This window comes from Sneathiella sp. D3-11 (genome assembly GCF_055809395.1).
This window is the reverse complement of sequence record NZ_CM147911.1, coordinates 298,994-316,299: the sequence shown is the minus strand read 5'-3', so window position 1 is coordinate 316,299 and position 17,306 is coordinate 298,994. Positions and strand designations below refer to the sequence as shown.

At 51.6% G+C, this 17,306-nt stretch carries 16 protein-coding genes, 3 tRNA genes and 1 pseudogene; 17 read left to right on the top strand and 3 right to left on the bottom strand.

What is annotated here, in order from left to right:
* Positions 1-80 precede the first annotated feature (80 nt).
* The 3 genes and pseudogenes from AC0L73_RS01595 to AC0L73_RS01585 all read right to left on the bottom strand — a co-directional run bounded on the left by AC0L73_RS01595 (position 81) and on the right by AC0L73_RS01585 (position 1,421).
* Positions 81-553 (bottom strand): annotated as a pseudogene (locus AC0L73_RS01595) (carboxymuconolactone decarboxylase family protein).
* Between the two features lie 20 nt (positions 554-573).
* Positions 574-1,080 carry an RrF2 family transcriptional regulator gene (locus AC0L73_RS01590; RefSeq protein WP_473654710.1) on the bottom strand — a complete coding sequence of 169 codons (507 nt, stop codon included), beginning with the start codon at positions 1,078-1,080 and terminating at the stop codon, positions 574-576.
* Positions 1,081-1,169: 89 nt separating this feature from the next.
* A complete protein-coding gene (locus AC0L73_RS01585; protein WP_227952221.1) occupies positions 1,170-1,421 on the bottom strand; it encodes a PGPGW domain-containing protein in 252 nt (83 codons plus the stop codon).
* A gap of 111 nt (positions 1,422-1,532) precedes the next feature.
* Between AC0L73_RS01585 and AC0L73_RS01580 the strand changes: the two genes are divergently transcribed.
* From AC0L73_RS01580 to nuoF, 17 genes are all read left to right on the top strand, one after another.
* Positions 1,533-2,948 (top strand): amidase, encoded by a 1,416-nt coding sequence (locus AC0L73_RS01580; protein WP_227952220.1) that lies wholly within the window; start codon positions 1,533-1,535, stop codon positions 2,946-2,948.
* Positions 2,949-2,951: 3 nt separating this feature from the next.
* A complete protein-coding gene (locus AC0L73_RS01575) occupies positions 2,952-4,433 on the top strand; it encodes an NAD(P)H-hydrate dehydratase (RefSeq protein WP_227952219.1) in 1,482 nt (493 codons plus the stop codon).
* A gap of 103 nt (positions 4,434-4,536) precedes the next feature.
* Positions 4,537-4,773 carry a hypothetical protein gene (locus AC0L73_RS01570; protein WP_227952218.1) on the top strand — a complete coding sequence of 79 codons (237 nt, stop codon included), beginning with the start codon at positions 4,537-4,539 and terminating at the stop codon, positions 4,771-4,773.
* Between the two features lie 253 nt (positions 4,774-5,026).
* Positions 5,027-5,111 (top strand) — tRNA-Leu (locus tag AC0L73_RS01565).
* 93 nt (positions 5,112-5,204) lie between these two features.
* Positions 5,205-6,653: a trigger factor gene (tig, locus tag AC0L73_RS01560; protein ID WP_473654709.1), complete on the top strand. Its 1,449-nt coding sequence runs from the start codon at positions 5,205-5,207 to the stop codon at positions 6,651-6,653.
* 95 nt (positions 6,654-6,748) lie between these two features.
* Positions 6,749-7,393 (top strand): ATP-dependent Clp endopeptidase proteolytic subunit ClpP, encoded by a 645-nt coding sequence (clpP, locus tag AC0L73_RS01555; RefSeq protein ID WP_473654708.1) that lies wholly within the window; start codon positions 6,749-6,751, stop codon positions 7,391-7,393.
* A 208-nt stretch (positions 7,394-7,601) separates the two neighbouring features.
* Positions 7,602-8,864 carry an ATP-dependent Clp protease ATP-binding subunit ClpX gene (gene clpX / locus AC0L73_RS01550; protein WP_227952216.1) on the top strand — a complete coding sequence of 421 codons (1,263 nt, stop codon included), beginning with the start codon at positions 7,602-7,604 and terminating at the stop codon, positions 8,862-8,864.
* Between the two features lie 110 nt (positions 8,865-8,974).
* The gene (lon, locus tag AC0L73_RS01545; protein ID WP_473655405.1) at positions 8,975-11,386 is read left to right on the top strand and encodes an endopeptidase La; all 2,412 of its coding nucleotides are present in this window, start codon (positions 8,975-8,977) and stop codon (positions 11,384-11,386) included.
* Between the two features lie 151 nt (positions 11,387-11,537).
* Positions 11,538-11,813 (top strand): HU family DNA-binding protein, encoded by a 276-nt coding sequence (locus tag AC0L73_RS01540; protein WP_161315097.1) that lies wholly within the window; start codon positions 11,538-11,540, stop codon positions 11,811-11,813.
* Between the two features lie 111 nt (positions 11,814-11,924).
* Positions 11,925-12,001: transfer RNA gene (locus AC0L73_RS01535), tRNA-Val, on the top strand.
* 399 nt (positions 12,002-12,400) lie between these two features.
* A tRNA-Asp gene (locus AC0L73_RS01530) sits at positions 12,401-12,477 on the top strand.
* Positions 12,478-12,692: 215 nt separating this feature from the next.
* On the top strand, positions 12,693-13,058 hold the full coding sequence (locus AC0L73_RS01525; protein WP_227952214.1) for an NADH-quinone oxidoreductase subunit A: 366 nt from the start codon (positions 12,693-12,695) through the stop codon (positions 13,056-13,058).
* A complete protein-coding gene (locus AC0L73_RS01520; protein WP_415776537.1) occupies positions 13,028-13,597 on the top strand; it encodes a NuoB/complex I 20 kDa subunit family protein in 570 nt (189 codons plus the stop codon). The genes AC0L73_RS01525 and AC0L73_RS01520 overlap by 31 nt, the downstream gene beginning before the upstream one ends.
* A 20-nt stretch (positions 13,598-13,617) precedes the next feature.
* On the top strand, positions 13,618-14,226 hold the full coding sequence (locus tag AC0L73_RS01515; RefSeq protein WP_227952212.1) for an NADH-quinone oxidoreductase subunit C: 609 nt from the start codon (positions 13,618-13,620) through the stop codon (positions 14,224-14,226).
* Entirely contained in the window at positions 14,226-15,404 is a 1,179-nt protein-coding gene (locus AC0L73_RS01510; protein WP_227952211.1) for an NADH-quinone oxidoreductase subunit D, read from the top strand. The genes AC0L73_RS01515 and AC0L73_RS01510 overlap by 1 nt, the downstream gene beginning before the upstream one ends.
* On the top strand, positions 15,401-16,003 hold the full coding sequence (gene nuoE / locus AC0L73_RS01505; protein ID WP_227952210.1) for an NADH-quinone oxidoreductase subunit NuoE: 603 nt from the start codon (positions 15,401-15,403) through the stop codon (positions 16,001-16,003). Before AC0L73_RS01510 ends, nuoE begins: the two co-directional genes overlap by 4 nt.
* Complete coding sequence (gene nuoF / locus AC0L73_RS01500; RefSeq protein WP_473654707.1) at positions 16,003-17,283, top strand: NADH-quinone oxidoreductase subunit NuoF; 1,281 nt, start codon at positions 16,003-16,005, stop codon at positions 17,281-17,283. The genes nuoE and nuoF overlap by 1 nt, the downstream gene beginning before the upstream one ends.
* Positions 17,284-17,306: the final 23 nt, after the last annotated feature.

Genomic DNA, 17,306 nt, shown 5'->3' with positions numbered 1-17,306 from the left:
CAAACAGATTTACCACACGTGTTTTTTCGGTCGGTCATAATCAAACGTCATTTTTTGCCTTTTTGTCATTCTCATTACCATCATGTTTTCTTTGCTGATTTTCTCACTTCATCGACCGGATGTTGGGAGCGGAAGCCGACGGCGAGGCGGTTCCAGACGTTGATCACGCTGATTGCGACGGTCAGGTCCATGATTTCCTTTTCCGTGAAATGGTCTTTAAGCGGTTCATAGGTCTCGCTTGGCGCACCGCTGTCGGACACATTAGTTAGTGCCTCGGTCCATTCAAGTACTGCGCGTTCCCGTTCATCAAAGACGGGGATTCCCGCCAGACACTGACGAGGTTGATCCACTGCTCGCTGAGGCCGCTGTGCCTTGCTTCCTTTGAATGCATATCCACACAGTAGGCGCAGCCGTTAATCTGTGATGCCCGTAGTTTAAGGAGATGAATAAGATGCCGGTCGAGGCCAGATTCATTAACTACAAAATTTTCAAGCCCAAGCACTGCCTGCAGGGCGGCGGGGGAAGCTTTGGTAAAATCTAATCTCGCTTGCATGACATTCTCCTTCTTTTGGTTTAGCTGTTGGTCGTCGAATTGCGCTCATGAAGGGCAAGAAACTGGCAGCCCCGTTTCATGGTCGACCCGTCATCCGTTGCGGTCAGGTCAGTAATAAGGTTGGCAATGGTGACTTTGCGAAGTTCCGCGCGATAGGCCTGTTCCGCGCGCAGCATCGCCGCATTGATCCCGCAGGGTTTAGTGTATTTGCTTTTCGGCAGAGGATTGGGGCCGCGCTGACGTATTTCCTGACAGCGAAAGGCCGGCTCGGAGCCCTCAACGGCAAGGACTATATCGAGAAGAGAAATTTCATCCGGTGTGCGGGCAAGTCGATAGCCACCCTTCGGCCCCGGCACTGTTTTCAGGATACCCCGGCCGGAGAGCGCCTGAAGATGCTTTAACAGATAGCTTGTGGAGACACCGTGAAATTCCGCCAGCGCGGCGGCAGACAGGACGCCATCCCCGGAAAGTCCGCACAGCATGGTAACGCTGTGAATCGCCTGTTCTATGCCTGCACTCAGTTTCATTACGGCTCCTTGTATATCGTAGATAAAATATATCCATGATTAAATTGATGTCAATATGAGAAATTGAACGTTCTTAAACTGGGCGTTATTCAGTCGCCGTTTTTGGAATTGTTTCTTTTCGAGGAAGAACGGGTTCTCTGCCGCTTTCCCATCCAAACCTGCAGCTTTCGGCGCCATCGACGGGCGAAGGCATAATCGACAGAGAGAACGAGAAGGCCGAGCGGGATCATCCAAAACCCGAGAACAGGTAGAAATCCCAGAATGCCACCAATAACAAGTGACCAACCGACGAAGAACCGTCCGATTTTGGTTTTGGGATTTTGGAAAATCTGTTTGGGCATTCCAGATCATATGGCGGCAAAATTACGCGGCGTCAAGGAATGGTGGTTGCCTGATTTCTCGTGAACGCCTAATCTTTTTTAAAGTGTGGTAATAAATATAACGAGGGCGGTATGAGCAACGATTTGGCCTATGCAACGGCGACAGAACTACTTGATGGTTATCGGGATGGATCGATCTCCCCGGTTGAGGCGACGCAGGCGGCGCTCAATCAGATAGAGAAGTATAACGGCGCGCTGAATGCCTTCGTTCTGGTAGATGAGGATTATGCGCTGGCCCGGGCACGCGAGTCGGAAGTGCGCTGGCGGGCAGGGACGCCAATGGGGCTTATCGATGGCGTGCCGACAACGATCAAGGATATCTTGCTGACCGAAGGCTGGCCGACTTTACGTGGATCTTTAAGTGTAGACGCCGCTGGCCCCTGGGATGACGATGCGCCTTGTACTGCACGCCTGAAAGAGAATGGTGCGGTAATTCTGGGCAAGACAACAACGCCGGAGTTTGGCTGGAAAGGGGTGACGGACAGCCCCCGAACCGGCATCACGCGCAACCCCTGGAACAAGGAAATGACCCCCGGCGGATCCAGTGGCGGGGCATCGGCGGCCTGCGCGGCGGGAATGGGCGTTTTCCATGTGGGAACGGATGGTGGCGGTTCAATTCGTATTCCGGCATCTTTCACCGGTATATTTGGGATCAAGGCAAGCTATGGCAGGGTGCCAGCCTGGCCACTCTCTCCCTTTGGGACAGTTGCACATGTTGGCCCAATGACTCGTAACGTCCGGGACGGGGCAATGATGCTTCAGGTTTTGACCCAGCCGGATGTGCGCGACTGGACGGCTCTGCCGCCGGTCGATACGGATTATCTTGCCGGTTTGTCGGCATCGATCAAGGGTAAGAAGATTGCCTATAGCCCGACACTCGGCTATGCGAAAGTGCATCCGGAAGTAGCTGCTGCGGTCAAGAGTGCTGCGACTCTTTTTGAAGAGCTTGGTGCGATTGTGGAAGAAGTCGATCCGGGATTTGAAAACCCGTTACCGATATTCAATACGCTCTGGTGGTCCGGCGCGGCCTTTGCGCTCCGTAATCTGGATGACAAGCAACTGAATGAGCTTGATCCGGGTCTACGCACCGTGGTGGAGGCGGGTGCGAAAATTACCCTCACCGATTATCTGGAAGCGAACCAGGCGCGTGGCGACCTTGGTATAAAGATGCGGAAATTCCACGAAACCTATGATTTTCTGATTACCCCGTCGCTGTCCATTCCGGCGTTTGAGGCAGGCAAGCTCGCGCCGAAAGAACTCGCTGCCGTTGGAGCCTGGGTAGATTGGACGCCGTTCTCCTATCCGTTCAACCTGACGCAGCAGCCAGCTTGTTCAGTCAATTGTGGATTCTCCAGCGATGGCCTGCCGATCGGATTACAAATTGTCGGACGCATGCAGGATGATCTTTCGGTCCTTAATGCCGCTTTTGCCTTCGAGCAGGTCTCTCCTGTCGTTGGCGCGCGCCCTGATCTTGAGAAACTACTCTAGGTCATGTCATTACCGTCGGAACTTCTTAATGTCTCGGAAATGTATCAGGCGGATCGTCTTGCCATGGAAGGCGGTGTGGCCGGTACGACTTTGATGGAGGCGGCCGGGCAAGGCATTGCAGACCTGATCCTTGGTAACTGGCCGATGGGTCGGTGCCTTGTTATCTGCGGGCCCGGCAATAATGGCGGCGATGGATATGTTGTTGCCCGGCATTTGCAGAATGCGGGCTGGGAGGTCGCCCTCGCGTCCCTAGTCGATCCTCAAATCCTGACTGGCGATGCGGCTGTGATGCGCGACAAATGGAATGGCGATGTTTTGGCCTGGCATGAGGTGACACTTGATAATTTAAATCTTGTCGTCGACGCGGTGTTTGGTGCCGGGTTTTCAAGGTTTCTGGATAGTGATATCTCGGCGCTGTTATCCCGCGTAAAAAAAGCAGGAATTCCAGTTGTGGCCGTTGATATGCCGAGTGGCGTCAACGGGGATACAGGCGCTGTTGACGCGAATGCTATTCCGGCCGTGATGACGGTGACTTTCTTTCGCGCGAAGCCCGGTCATTTTCTTTATCCTGGTCGAACATACTGTGGCGATCTGAGGGTAATCGATATCGGGATCGCTGCCGATTACCTTGAAGAAATAGATCCGGAGACGCATTTGAACGGTCCTGATCTCTGGCGGGATGACTTACCCTTTCTCACTCCGGAAATGCAGAAGTACAGCCGGGGGCACGCCGCAATAATCGGCGGAGGCGTATCTTCAACCGGGGCGGCCCGGCTCGCGGCGCGTGCGGCTTTGCGCGCAGGTGCCGGTGCAACCACAGTTGTTAGCCCACCCTCTGCGTTGATGGTCTACGCCGCTGCGCTGGAGGCTGTGATGATCACATCTATCCGGGAGGAGGACGAGTTCGCTGACTGGCTTCGGTCGCGCCGCATCGGAACAGTGCTGATCGGGCCGGGTAACGGTGTCACCGACCGGACGCGTGAATTTACGCGCCTCGCTCTGGAAAGCACTGCGAATGTCGTGATTGATGCCGATGCCTTGACGGTCTTCCGGGATGATCCTGATACTCTCTTTTCTTTGACAAAAGACAAGGAGGAGGGGGAAGTTGTGTTGACGCCCCATGAAGCGGAGTTCGAGCGGATATTCTCTTTCGCAGGCTCCAAGCTGGAACGCGCGCGTGCGGCGGCGGCACTCTCCGGGGCGATTGTTCTCTTAAAGGGGGCGGATACAGTGATTTCAACGGCGGATGGAAAAGCCGTTATCAACTATAATGCGCCTCCTTTTCTTGCAACAGCGGGATCTGGTGATGTGCTCGGCGGTCTGATTGTGGGGCTATTCTCTGGCGGAATGACGGCTTTTTCGGCGGCGGCCACAGCAGCTTGGATACATGGCACCGCGGGAGATAGGCTAGGCCCTGGCCTGATTTCCGAGGATATTGAAAGTGTCATTCCGGAAATTCTGGCTGGTCTTATAAGTGGATCCTGAATAATCCGTAAAAATCGACGTATTTTTCAACAGTTTTTTTACGATTTGCCCTTATTAAGGGAAGAGTACTAGAAAAATTAGACAAAATTGTTGGGTGACAAATATGTTTTTTAAGAAGCAAAGTTTACGGGACCGGATCGCCTCGGGTGACATTTTTTACCGCCGCATGATGTTGAGCCTGCGAGAACAGGCGAGAGTCCTCCGTGTTGAGGATGACGATCAGGGCATTCCACATGTACATTATGAGAAGACGGTTCTTCGCACCGGCTATCAGGAACATTCCGGTACAAATGTCCTTGCGTTGGCGATTTTCGAGCGGGACTTTCAGGAAGCTCAATAATTCGATTTTTAAGCATGCTTATTACGGCTCGTGTTAAATAACGACCTGTTGTATCTGCACATATTCTGGTTGCCTCTTCGCCGACATCCTTGCCAGATATACCCAACAAATCCCGATGAGGCCGGTTCTTTTTACTTTTCTCGCGCTTTATCGGTAATTCCCCTAGTCAATCCCAGAAATCATATGCTATAGACAGCCGCTCCCGTTTGGAGCGTCTGCATTTCTATGTGGATGCCGCGGGTGAAAAAATGATGCGGGTGTGGCGGAATTGGTAGACGCGCTGGTTTTAGGTACCAGTTTCTTATGAAGTGGGGGTTCGATTCCCTTCACCCGCACCAATATACTGAATGAAGCTTTCGAGCTGGCGCTTTTCGTCACGAAATGGGACGGGATGCGTTTATTGCTAAATAAATGATGACGGACGATCGTTCATGCAAATTACACAGACTAACTCTGACGGACTAAAGCGGGATTTCACAGTTGTTGTTGAGGCAGCGGAAATCGATACGAGAGTGACGGAAAGGCTGACGACTGTTGGCGCAGAAGTCAAACTTCCGGGGTTCCGCCCGGGTAAAGTGCCGATGTCGATCTTGCGTCAGCGCTTTGGCAAATCCGTCATGGGCGAAGTGCTCGAACAGACCGTCAATGAAATGAGCCAGAAGGCGCTTGATGATAATGAGCTGCGCCCGGCCCAGCAGCCGAAAATTGAAATCACGAAATTCGATGAAGGTACGGACCTTGAGTTCACTCTCGAAGTAGAGATCATGCCCGATTTCAAGCCGATGGATTTTTCCAAGCTAAAGCTTGAGAAGCCGGTTGCCGATGTCGAGGACGAGAAAGTTGATGAGGCGCTGAAGGAAATTGCCGGACAACAAAAGAACTTTGTTGCCGTTTCCAAAAACCGCAAATCGAAAGAGGGCGACGCGCTCTTGATTGATTTCCTTGGTAAGGTCGACGGAGAAGCTTTTGAAGGTGGCGCTGCCGAACGGCATCAGCTGGAGCTTGGCTCTAACAGCTTTATTCCAGGCTTTGAAGAACAGCTTATCGGCGCCAAGGGCGGCGATGACCTTGATGTAAAAGTCACTTTCCCGGAAAACTACGGCGCAGAACACCTTGCCGGTAAAGATGCCGTGTTTGAAGTGAAAGTTCACGAGGTGCAGGAAGCAGCCGACGTCGAGATTAATGACGAGTTTGCCAAAAAGCTTGGCCTTGATGATCTGAATGCCCTGAAAGAGGCCGTACGCGGACAGATTTCGCAGCAGTATTCTCAGATGTCTCGTCAGTTGCTGAAGCGCAGCATGCTGGACGCGATGGCAGAAGCTCATGATTTCGACGTACCACCCGGCATGATGCAGGGGGAGTTCGACAGCATCTGGCAGCAGTTTGAGCAGGAGCTGGAGCAGTCCGGTCAGAAACTTGAAGATCAGGACAAGTCTGAAGAGGAATTGCGCGCTGAGTATAATGACATTGCGGAACGTCGTGTCCGTCTTGGCCTGTTGCTTGCGGAAGTTGGTCGGATTAACAACATTGAGGTTTCTCAGGAAGAGGTCAACCATGCCATGGTTGCGCAGGCGCGTAACTATCCCGGTCAGGAACAGATGATTTTCGAAATGTTCCAGAAGCGCCCTGAAATGCAGGCACAGCTCCGCGCCCCGATCTTTGAGGATAAAGTCATCGACTTCATTTCCGAACTTGCGACGATTACGGAAAAGAAAGTCTCGGTTGACGACCTGATGAAGGATCCGGACGAGGAAGAGGCAGCCAAGTCTAAGAAGAAGCCAGCCGCCAAGAAGGCTGCGCCGAAAAAGGCAGCTCCAAAAAAGGCAACTCCGAAGAAAACCGCCGCGAAAAAGCCGGCAGCCAAGAAAGCGGCTGAATAAAATAGTCCGGAAAATTTGAAATGCGGATTTACAGTTGCGCTTGTCATACATATATGATGACGTGGCGCAGCTGCTAAACTTAAGGAATCTCGAGAATGGTTGATGTCATCGACACCTATATGAATAATCTGGTCCCGATGGTTGTGGAGCAAACAGCACGGGGAGAGCGGTCGTACGACATCTTTTCCCGCCTGTTGAAAGAGCGGATTATTTTTGTCACTGGACAGATTCAGGACGGCATGGCTGGGTTGATTACGGCGCAGCTTCTTTTTCTGGAAGCTGAGAATCCGAAGAAACCTATTTACATGTATATCAACTCACCGGGTGGGGTCGTGACCTCCGGTCTCGCGATTTATGACACGATGCAATATATCAAGCCTGAAATTGCAACGGTCTGTATAGGTCAGGCGGCGTCCATGGGTTCCTTCCTGTTGACGGCCGGGGCGAAGGGAAAAAGATATTGTCTTCCGAATGCCCGGATCATGATCCATCAGCCTTCCGGTGGTGCACAAGGGCAGGCGACGGATATCGAAATCCAGGCCCGCGAAATCTTGAAAGTCCGGGCGCGGCTCAATAGTCTTTATGTTGAGCATACTGGGCAACCGCTTGATGTGATTGAAGCTTCCATGGAACGGGACAATTTCATGACCGCTGAAGAAGCGAAGGAATTTGGTCTTGTTGATGAAGTCGTGCTTAAGCGTCCAACGGATGCGGATGAAGAAGACAAAAAATCCAAGTAACTCCGCGGCAAAATCAGATTGTTATTTTTCGTAAAACGGGCGCGAATTGCGTCATGTTAACGAAAAGTTGAGTCAATTTTACATATTATATATCTTCGAGGTGATCAAAATGGTTTGCCGCCATTGATTTCGACGAGATGAACATTCTTGTTGTCGCCCGCAGAGACGACGGCTAATATGAAAAGTCGAACGGACTATTGGAGTATTTATGACCAAATTAAGTGGTGGAGATTCGAAAAATACCCTGTACTGCTCCTTCTGCGGCAAGAGCCAGCATGAAGTGAGAAAGCTGATCGCGGGACCGACTGTGTTCATTTGCGATGAATGCGTTGAGCTGTGCATGGATATTATTCGCGAAGAACACAAAAGCACCCTGGTGAAGACGAATGATGGCGTGCCAACGCCGATGGAAATTTGTAACGTTCTCGATGATTACGTGATCGGCCAGTTCCATGCGAAAAGAGTTTTGTCCGTTGCCGTCCATAATCATTACAAACGGCTTCACCACAGCGCCAAATCGGACGATGTGGAATTGGCAAAATCCAACATTCTACTGATTGGCCCGACAGGTTGTGGTAAGACACTGCTTGCTCAGACATTGGCCCGCATTCTTGATGTTCCCTTCACCATGGCGGACGCTACGACCCTGACCGAAGCAGGTTATGTCGGTGAGGATGTGGAGAACATCATTCTCAAGCTGTTGCAGTCTGCTGACTACAATGTAGAGCGGGCGCAGCGCGGTATTGTCTATATTGATGAGGTCGACAAGATCAGCCGTAAATCTGACAATCCTTCGATCACCCGCGATGTTTCCGGTGAAGGGGTACAGCAGGCGCTTCTGAAAATTATGGAAGGCACCGTTGCCTCCGTTCCGCCGCAGGGCGGGCGTAAGCATCCTCAGCAGGAATTCCTGCAGGTGGATACAACGAATATCCTGTTTATCTGTGGTGGCGCTTTTGCCGGCCTTGACAAGATCATTGGCTCGCGTGGGAAAGACACCTCCATTGGGTTCGGCGCTTCCGTCGAGGCGGAAGAGGATCGTAATGTTGGCGAAACATTGAAGGATGTCGAGCCAGAAGATCTTCTGAAGTTTGGTTTGATTCCTGAATTTGTCGGACGTTTGCCGGTGGTTGCAACGCTCGAAAATCTCGATGAGGAAGCTCTGATCGAAATCCTGACATCTCCGAAGAACGCTCTGGTCAAGCAGTATCAGCGCCTGTTCGATATGGAAGATGTAAACCTGACCTTCACCGAGGACGCGCTGTCGGCGATTGCGAAGAAAGCAATCATTCGTAAGACTGGCGCCCGCGGCCTTCGGTCGATTATGGAGAATATCCTGCTGGATTCGATGTATGACCTCCCCGCACTCGAAGGGGTAGAGGAAATCGTTATTAATGCGGAGGTGGTTGACGGTGGTACCCAGCCTCTCCATATATATGCTGACCGGCAAGACGCAACGAGTAGCGCTTAGCTAGGTAATGTGGGAAGGGTGACCTTCCCACTGTTTTTAATTTGTAGGACCAGCATATTTTTTCCCGGCTGCTGTGGCATGTCTGAATGCCCGTCCCAAAAGGCAACATGATGATTGATACACCTCGTACGCAAATATTCCCGGTTCTCCCGCTTCGCGATATTGTCGTATTCCCGCATATGATTGTCCCGCTGTTCGTCGGACGTGATAAGTCTGTTCGGGCACTTGAAGATGTGATGAAGGATGACAAGCAGATCCTGCTGGTCGCGCAAAAAAATGCAAGTCAGGATGATCATGGCGAGGAAGATATCCACCGTGTTGGTACTATCGCGTCGGTATTGCAGCTTTTGAAGCTGCCCGATGGTACCGTGAAGGTGCTGGTTGAAGGCGGTGAGCGGGCACGAATTGACGAATTCGTTGGCAATCCCGATTTTTTCCAGGCTCATGCGGAAATTTTGGAAGATAAAGACGCGGAGACACCGGAGCTAGAGGCACTGGCACGTTCCGTTATTTCCCAGTTCGAACAGTATGTGAAGCTCAACCGTAAGATCCCGCCCGAAGTGCTTGTCTCTCTCAATCAAATCGATGAGCCGTCTAAGCTTGCTGATACAATGGCGTCGCATATGGCGCTCAAAATCTCCGAGAAGCAGGAACTGCTTGAAATCGAGAGTGCGAGCGAGCGGTTGGAGCGTGTCTATGCGCTGATGGAAGACGAAATCGGCGTCCTTCAGGTTGAGAAGAAAATCCGTAGCCGGGTCAAACGCCAGATGGAGAAGACCCAGCGCGAATATTATCTCAATGAACAGATGAAGGCGATCCAGAAGGAACTTGGCGAAGGCGAGGATGGTCGGGATGAACTGACCGAGCTTGAAGAGAAAATCGCCAAGACAAAGCTGACCAAGGAAGCGCTCGAAAAATGTAATCAGGAGATGAAAAAACTCCGGAACATGAGCCCCATGTCAGCCGAGGCGACGGTTGTTCGCAACTATCTCGACTGGATCACCAGCCTGCCGTGGAACAAGCGGACCCGTATCAAGAAGGATCTTGTCCGGGCCGAAAAAATTCTCAATGACGATCATTACGGCTTGGAGAAAGTTAAGGAACGTATCCTTGAATATCTCGCCGTGCAGCAGCGGATGAAGAAAATACGCGGCTCTATTCTCTGTCTTGTCGGCCCTCCGGGTGTTGGTAAAACTTCGCTTGGTAAGTCCGTTGCGAAGGCTACGGGGCGGAATTTCGTGCGCGTTGCCTTGGGCGGCGTGCGGGATGAAGCAGAAATTCGCGGTCATCGGCGGACCTATATCGGCTCCATGCCGGGCAAAGTTATTCAGTCGATGAAAAAGGCGAAATCAAGCAATCCGCTGTTTCTCTTCGATGAGATTGATAAACTTGGGAATGACTTCCGCGGTGATCCGTCATCCGCTCTTCTTGAAGTGCTCGATCCGGAGCAGAACGCGACTTTTGCCGATCATTATCTTGAGGTCGAGTTTGACCTTTCTGAAGTGATGTTCATTTGCACGGCGAACTCCCTTAACATGCCCGGTCCGCTCCGTGATCGTATGGAAATCATCCATCTTTCCGGTTACACGGAAGATGAAAAAGTTGAGATTGCCAAGCGTCATCTTGTGAAGAAACAGATGAAGGCCCATGGTCTGAAATCAGACGAATGGTCGATTACTGATGAGGCAATCCAAGATCTTATCCGTTATTACGCCCGCGAAGCCGGGGTTCGTAATCTAGAGCGGGAACTCGCCAAGCTATGCCGCAAATCGATTAAGGAAATCATTACTGATGGCGTAACGTCGGTTGCGATTACGTCGGATAACCTGAAAGATTATTCCGGTGTTCGCAAATATCGCTTTGGTGAGATCGAGGACACGGATCAGGTTGGTCTGACAACGGGTCTTGCCTGGACTGAAGTTGGCGGTGAGTTGCTGACCATCGAAGCGGTCAAGCTTTATGGCAAGGGCCGGATGCAAATCACCGGTAAACTTGGCGATGTTATGCAGGAATCTGTGCAGGCTGCGAAAAGTTTTGTGCAATCACGGTGCATGGAAATGGGCGTTAAGCCGACTGATTTTGACAAGCATGATATCCACGTCCATGTGCCCGAAGGTGCAACGCCGAAGGACGGGCCGTCTGCCGGTGTCGCCATGGTCACGTCGATTATTTCAGTGTTGACTGATATTCCGGTGAGCAAGGATGTTGCCATGACGGGCGAGGTTACCTTGCGTGGTCGGGTTCTGCCAATTGGTGGTTTGAAGGAAAAGCTTCTGGCGGCTCTTCGTGGCGGAATCAAGAAGGTGTTGATTCCAAAGGATAATGAAAAGGATCTTGCAGAAATTCCCGACAATGTGAAAGAGGGGCTTGAAATTATCCCTGTTTCAGAAGTCTCGGAAGTTCTGAAACATGCCTTGACGAAACCTCTCGTTCCACTGAATTGGACCGAGGAGGAGCTGGCGAAAGAACTAGCTGGTGCGGCCGCTCAGCGAAAAGTTGAGGATGGTGTAACAACCCACTGACATTAATCGAAAACCGGGTCAAAACCGCAGAAAAGTTGGGGATATCTTGATTTTTCCCTTTGACCCGGAGCGGTCGACAAACTAGTATTCGACCGTCTTAAACGAATTTCTTGATATGATATGTTCAAGTCTAAATTGAAGGGGGCTTATAGTGAATAAGAATGATCTCATTGCCGCAGTAGCTGATATTTCAGGTCTGGGGAAAGCAGAAGCAGGAAAAAGTGTTGATGCAGTTCTCGAAGCGGTTTCCGGCGCCTTAAGTGGCGGCGATGAAGTTCGCCTCGTCGGCTTTGGCACGTTCAGCGTTGCTGATCGCAAAGCCTCTGAAGGGCGTAACCCGCGCACTGGCGAAACGATCAAAATTCCGGCTTCCAAGCAGCCGAAATTCAAAGCTGGTAAAGCCTTGAAGGACTCGGTCAATAAGTAACACACGTGGTTACAGACCAAAACGAAGCCAGATTCAATTTTTGAATCTGGCTTCGTTTTTTTACTTCCAATTGCCGGTGTAGGTTGATATACACGGGCTCGCTTGGAATTAGGGTGATTAGCTCAGCTGGTTAGAGCATCTCGTTTACACCGAGAGGGTCGGGAGTTCGAATCTCTCATCACCCACCATTTCTCATTAAACGCATCATTTGTTGCAGCAGGCCCGACACCCGGGCCAGTGTGCAATTCTTTAGCTAATCCGGTGGGATTGTAGCTTTGGCTCATGCGCGCCATGAAGACTACTTTTTTATATTGAAGCAACAAAGCTTGCTCTTAGATTAGATAGGTGCTGAGAGAAAACGGTCATAGCGCTGCGTTTATTTTGCCTTCCTAGAACTGATGTCGAATCAAACCGGGGTGCCCGCCATCAGGATTTTGGGGAACATCGAACTGGTTGCAAGAAAGTTCATATAACGTCAAAGACGCTGAAAATTGCGATGCCGTTGCGGGGGGCAAAATTTTCTTTTCAAAAACTGCTTATCCGGCTTGACATGGCGGGTGAGGTCCAATAGAAAACAGCGTCCCTGCGGGGGTGTAGCTCAGTTGGTTAGAGCGCCGGCCTGTCACGCCGGAGGTCGCGGGTTCGAGCCCCGTCACTCCCGCCACTTTTTCCCAAAATTGCGAACGATTCTCAGCTATCCCGTCATTCAACCGGGGCGGCACACATTTGGGTTCCTGCATTGTAAAATATGGCCGAATTTTGTTGCTAATTCGGTTTTCTTCCTTATAACCCGACACTATAATACCGAACGTAATTGGTAAGAGGGGTTGCCGCCAAACGGGTTGATCTTTACCCGTTTATCGTGGCAGTTTTGATAGTATGGAAGCCTTGCTTGTAGAATATTTGCCCATTCTGATCTTTCTGGGATTGGCGGTCGGGTTGTCCGCAGTCATTGTGATTGCGTCCATGGTTGTCGCAGCGCAGCATCCGGACTCTGAAAAGCTCTCGCCATATGAATGTGGTTTTGAACCTTTCGATGACGCCCGCAATCAGTTTGACGTCCGGTTCTATCTGGTCGCTATCTTGTTCATCATTTTCGATCTTGAGGTCGCCTTTCTCTTCCCTTGGTCCATTTCTCTAGGTGGGGTCGGGCTGTTTGGGTTCTGGTCGATGATGGTGTTTCTCGGGATCCTCACGATCGGGTTTATTTATGAATGGAAAAAGGGAGCTCTGGAATGGGAGTAGGTTCTGAACTGGTCGGTGCAGACACCCAACCCGGCGCACAAGATCAGGACGCGTTTTTCCGTCAGGTTGGTCAGGAGCTGGATGACAAGGGTTTTGTCGTCACTCAGGTAGACAAACTCGTCAATTGGGCCCGTACGGGCTCCCTTTGGCCAATGACCTTCGGTTTAGCCTGTTGCGCTGTTGAAATGATGCATGCCTGGCAGCCTCGATACGATATGGAGCGGCTCGGTGTTGTTCCTCGTGGTTCGCCTCGTCAGTCTGATGTCATGATTGTGGCGGGGACGCTTACTAACAAGATGGCACCAGCACTTCGCAAGGTTTATGACCAGATGGCGGAGCCGCGGTATGTCATTTCGATGGGCTCCTGCGCTAATGGCGGCGGATATTATCATTATTCTTATTCTGTAGTGCGCGGCTGCGACCGGATTGTCCCGGTTGACATCTATGTTCCCGGTTGTCCACCAACGGCAGAAGCGCTGATTTACGGTGTCTTTCAGCTGCAGAAGAAAATTCATCGCACCGGAACATTTTTGCGCTAACGGAAAGGGTCGTCAGTTACATGAATGAAGCGCTTGTAGAGCTGGGCGAGTTAATCGCGGCCGAACGTTCCGACGAAGTGGTGTCAACTAACGTCGCCTTCGGTGAGCTGACTGTTATTGTGCGCGCAGAATCGCTGGATAAGTTTCTCGAATTCCTGCGCAATGATCCGAATTGCAAATTCGAGATTCTCTGCGATGTCTGCGGGGTGGATTATCCGACGCGCGCGAAGCGGTTCGATGTCGTCTATAATCTTCTCAGCCTCCGTCATAATCAGCGGATTATTGTCAAAGCGGAAACTGACGCGAGGACGCCGGTCCCTTCTGTTGTCGGATTGTTCCCGACAGCGAACTGGTTTGAGCGCGAGGCCTGGGATATGTATGGCATTATGTTCTCCGGCCATCCGGACTTGCGCAGGATGCTGACTGATTATGGCTTCGAGGGGCACCCTTTACGCAAGGATTTCCCGCTTACGGGCTATGTGGAGCTGCGCTATAGCGAAGATGAAAAACGGGTTGTCTATGAACCGGTCAATCTGACGCAGGAATTTCGCAAGTTTGATTTTGAAAGCCCCTGGGAGGGAACTGAGTATGTTCTGCCCGGCGACGAAAAAGCAGAAGGACAGGGCTGATGGCGGAAGTCCAGATCAAGAATTATACGCTTAACTTCGGTCCTCAGCATCCTGCGGCCCATGGTGTGCTGCGCATGGTGATGGAACTTGACGGTGAAGTCGTTGAGCGGATCGATCCGCATATCGGTCTGCTTCATCGTGGCACTGAAAAGCTGATCGAGCATAAAACCTATATGCAGGCGATGCCGTATTTCGACCGTCTCGATTATGTGGCGGCGATGAGCCAAGAGCATGCCTTTGTGCTGGCGGCAGAAAAACTGCTGGGCTGTGAAGTGCCGGAACGCGGGCAGTATATCCGTGTCCTGTTTTCTGAAATTTCCCGTATTCTCAATCATATCATGAATGTCTGCGCGCAGGCCATGGATGTTGGCGCGACAACGCCGATGCTCTGGGCCTTTGTTGAGCGCGAAACATTGATGGAGTTTTATGAGCGGGCAAGTGGCGCGCGGATGCATGCCGCATATTTCCGTGTTGGCGGCGTTCATCAGGATATTTCTGAAAAGCTCGAGGATGATATTCGCACTTTTATCGAGCATTTCCCGGCTGTTCTTGACGATGTCGAGGCGCTGCTCACTGAAAACCGTATTTTCAAGCAGCGGAATGTCGATATCGGTATTGTCTCGGAAGAAGAGGCAATGGGCTGGGGGTTCTCTGGTGTAATGCTTCGGTCTACCGGGCTTGCCTGGGACCTCAGAAAAGCGCAGCCATATGATGTGTATGCAAAGATGGATTTTGATATTCCCGTTGGCCTTAATGGGGATTGTTTCGATCGCTATCTGATGCGGATGGAAGAAATGCGCCAATCCATGCGGATTATGACGCAGTGCCTTGATCAGATGAAGCCGGGACCGGTTCTTTCAACTGATCCTAAGGTTGCACCGCCACGTCGGAGCGAAATGAAAACCTCTATGGAAGCCTTGATCAATCATTTCAAGCATTACACTGAGGGTGTTAAAGTTCCTGCTGGAGAGACTTATACAGCGGTAGAGGCGCCAAAGGGCGAGTTTGGCGTATATCTGGTCTCCGATGGGTCAAATAAACCCTATCGTTGCAAGATCAGGGCGCCGGGTTTTGCGCATTTGCAAGGCATGGACTTTTTAACCAAGGGGCACATGTTGGCCGATGCGTCGGCAATTCTCGGCAGTTTGGATATCGTTTTTGGTGAGGTGGACCGGTGAGTCAGGTTATCGAAACAGGAAAAGCCTTTGAATTTACGGCTGAAAATGTCGAAAAGGCCCAGAAATTCATCGCGAGATACCCTGAAGGCCGTCAGCAAAGCGCGGTGATGCCGCTTCTTGATCTTGCGCAGCGCCAGAATGAGAACTGGCTCTCCAAGGAAGTGCTTGAGTATGTCGGGAACTACTTGAATGTCCCATATATGCGCGTGCTGGAGGTGGCAACCTTCTACACCATGTATAACCTCAAGCCTGTCGGAAAATATTTCCTGCAGCTTTGCCGGACGACGCCCTGCTGGCTGCGTGGAAGCGACGATCTGGAAGCGGTCTGCAAGAACAAGCTGGGGATCACCAATGGCGAGACCACAGAGGATGGGATGTTCAGCCTTCTCGAAGTGGAATGCCTTGGTGCCTGTGTGAATGCACCGGTCGTGCAAATCAATGATGATTTCTATGAAGATCTGAACGCTGAAAACTTCGAGGTCGTTCTGGATAAGCTAGCCAAAGGTGAGGTTCCGCCCAAGGGTCCACAGATTGATCGGACCAATTCGGCACCGGAAGGTGGCCCGACGACATTGCTTGAAAAGACGGAGGGCGCGTAATGCTGAAAGATCAGGATCGGATTTTCACAAATCTGTACGGCATTCACGACTGGAAGCTTGCGGGCGCTAAAAGCCGCGGTATCTGGGATAATACCAAGACACTCATTGAGATGGGGCAGGATGGTATTATCGATGCGATGAAGGAAAGCGGCCTTCGCGGTCGCGGCGGTGCGGGCTTTCCGACGGGTTTGAAATGGTCTTTTATGCCCAAGGAATCCGATGGCCGTCCAGGCTATCTTGTGGTCAATGCCGACGAATCAGAGCCGGGTACTTGTAAAGACCGGGAAATCATGCGCTTCGATCCGCACCGTCTGCTGGAAGGCTGTCTCGTCGCCGGTTTCGCCATGCGTGCCGTTGCGGCCTATATCTATATTCGCGGGGAGTTTGTACAGGAGGCGATCAATCTGGAGATTGCCATCCAGGAAGCCTATGACGATGGGCTGATCGGTAAGAACGCCTCTGGTTCCGGCTATGATTTCGATATTTATCTGCATCGCGGCGCCGGCGCTTACATTTGCGGCGAGGAAACGGCTCTGATCGAGAGCCTTGAAGGCAACAAGGGTCAACCACGACTGAAACCGCCATTTCCTGCCAATGTCGGTGTCTGGGGCTGTCCGTCGACCGTAAACAATGTTGAGAGTATCGCCGTTGCGCCTGAAATTCTTCGGCGCGGGGAAGGATGGTTCTCCGGTCTTGGCCGCCCAAACAATACCGGCACCAAACTCTTCTGTATTTCTGGCCATGTGAACAAGCCCTGCAATGTCGAAGAGGAAATGGGCATTCCGCTCAAAGAGCTGATCGAAAAGCATGCGGGCGGTGTTCGGGGTGGTTGGGATAACTTGCTGGCCATTATTCCCGGTGGGTCTTCCGTTCCTATGTTGCCGAAAGATATCTGCGATACGATGCTGATGGATTTCGATAGTTTGCGCGATGCCCAGAGCGGGCTCGGTACGGCTGCCGTCATTGTCATGGATAAATCGACAGATGTGATCCGGGCGATTGAGAGGCTCTCCCATTTCTATAAGCATGAAAGCTGTGGCCAATGCACGCCGTGTCGTGAAGGCACTGGCTGGATGTGGCGGGTGATGCAGCGCCTTGTCTCCGGCGATGCGGAGGTTGAGGAAATTGACATGCTGATCAATGTATCAAAACGGATTGAAGGTCATACCATTTGCGCCCTTGGTGACGCGGCGGCCTGGCCAATTCAGGGACTGGTGCGGCACTTCCGCCCGGTTATTGAGGAACGTATTAAATCACGGAAGGCTGCACGGGCGGCCTGAGGGCTGGACCGCGTGGGGAGTGA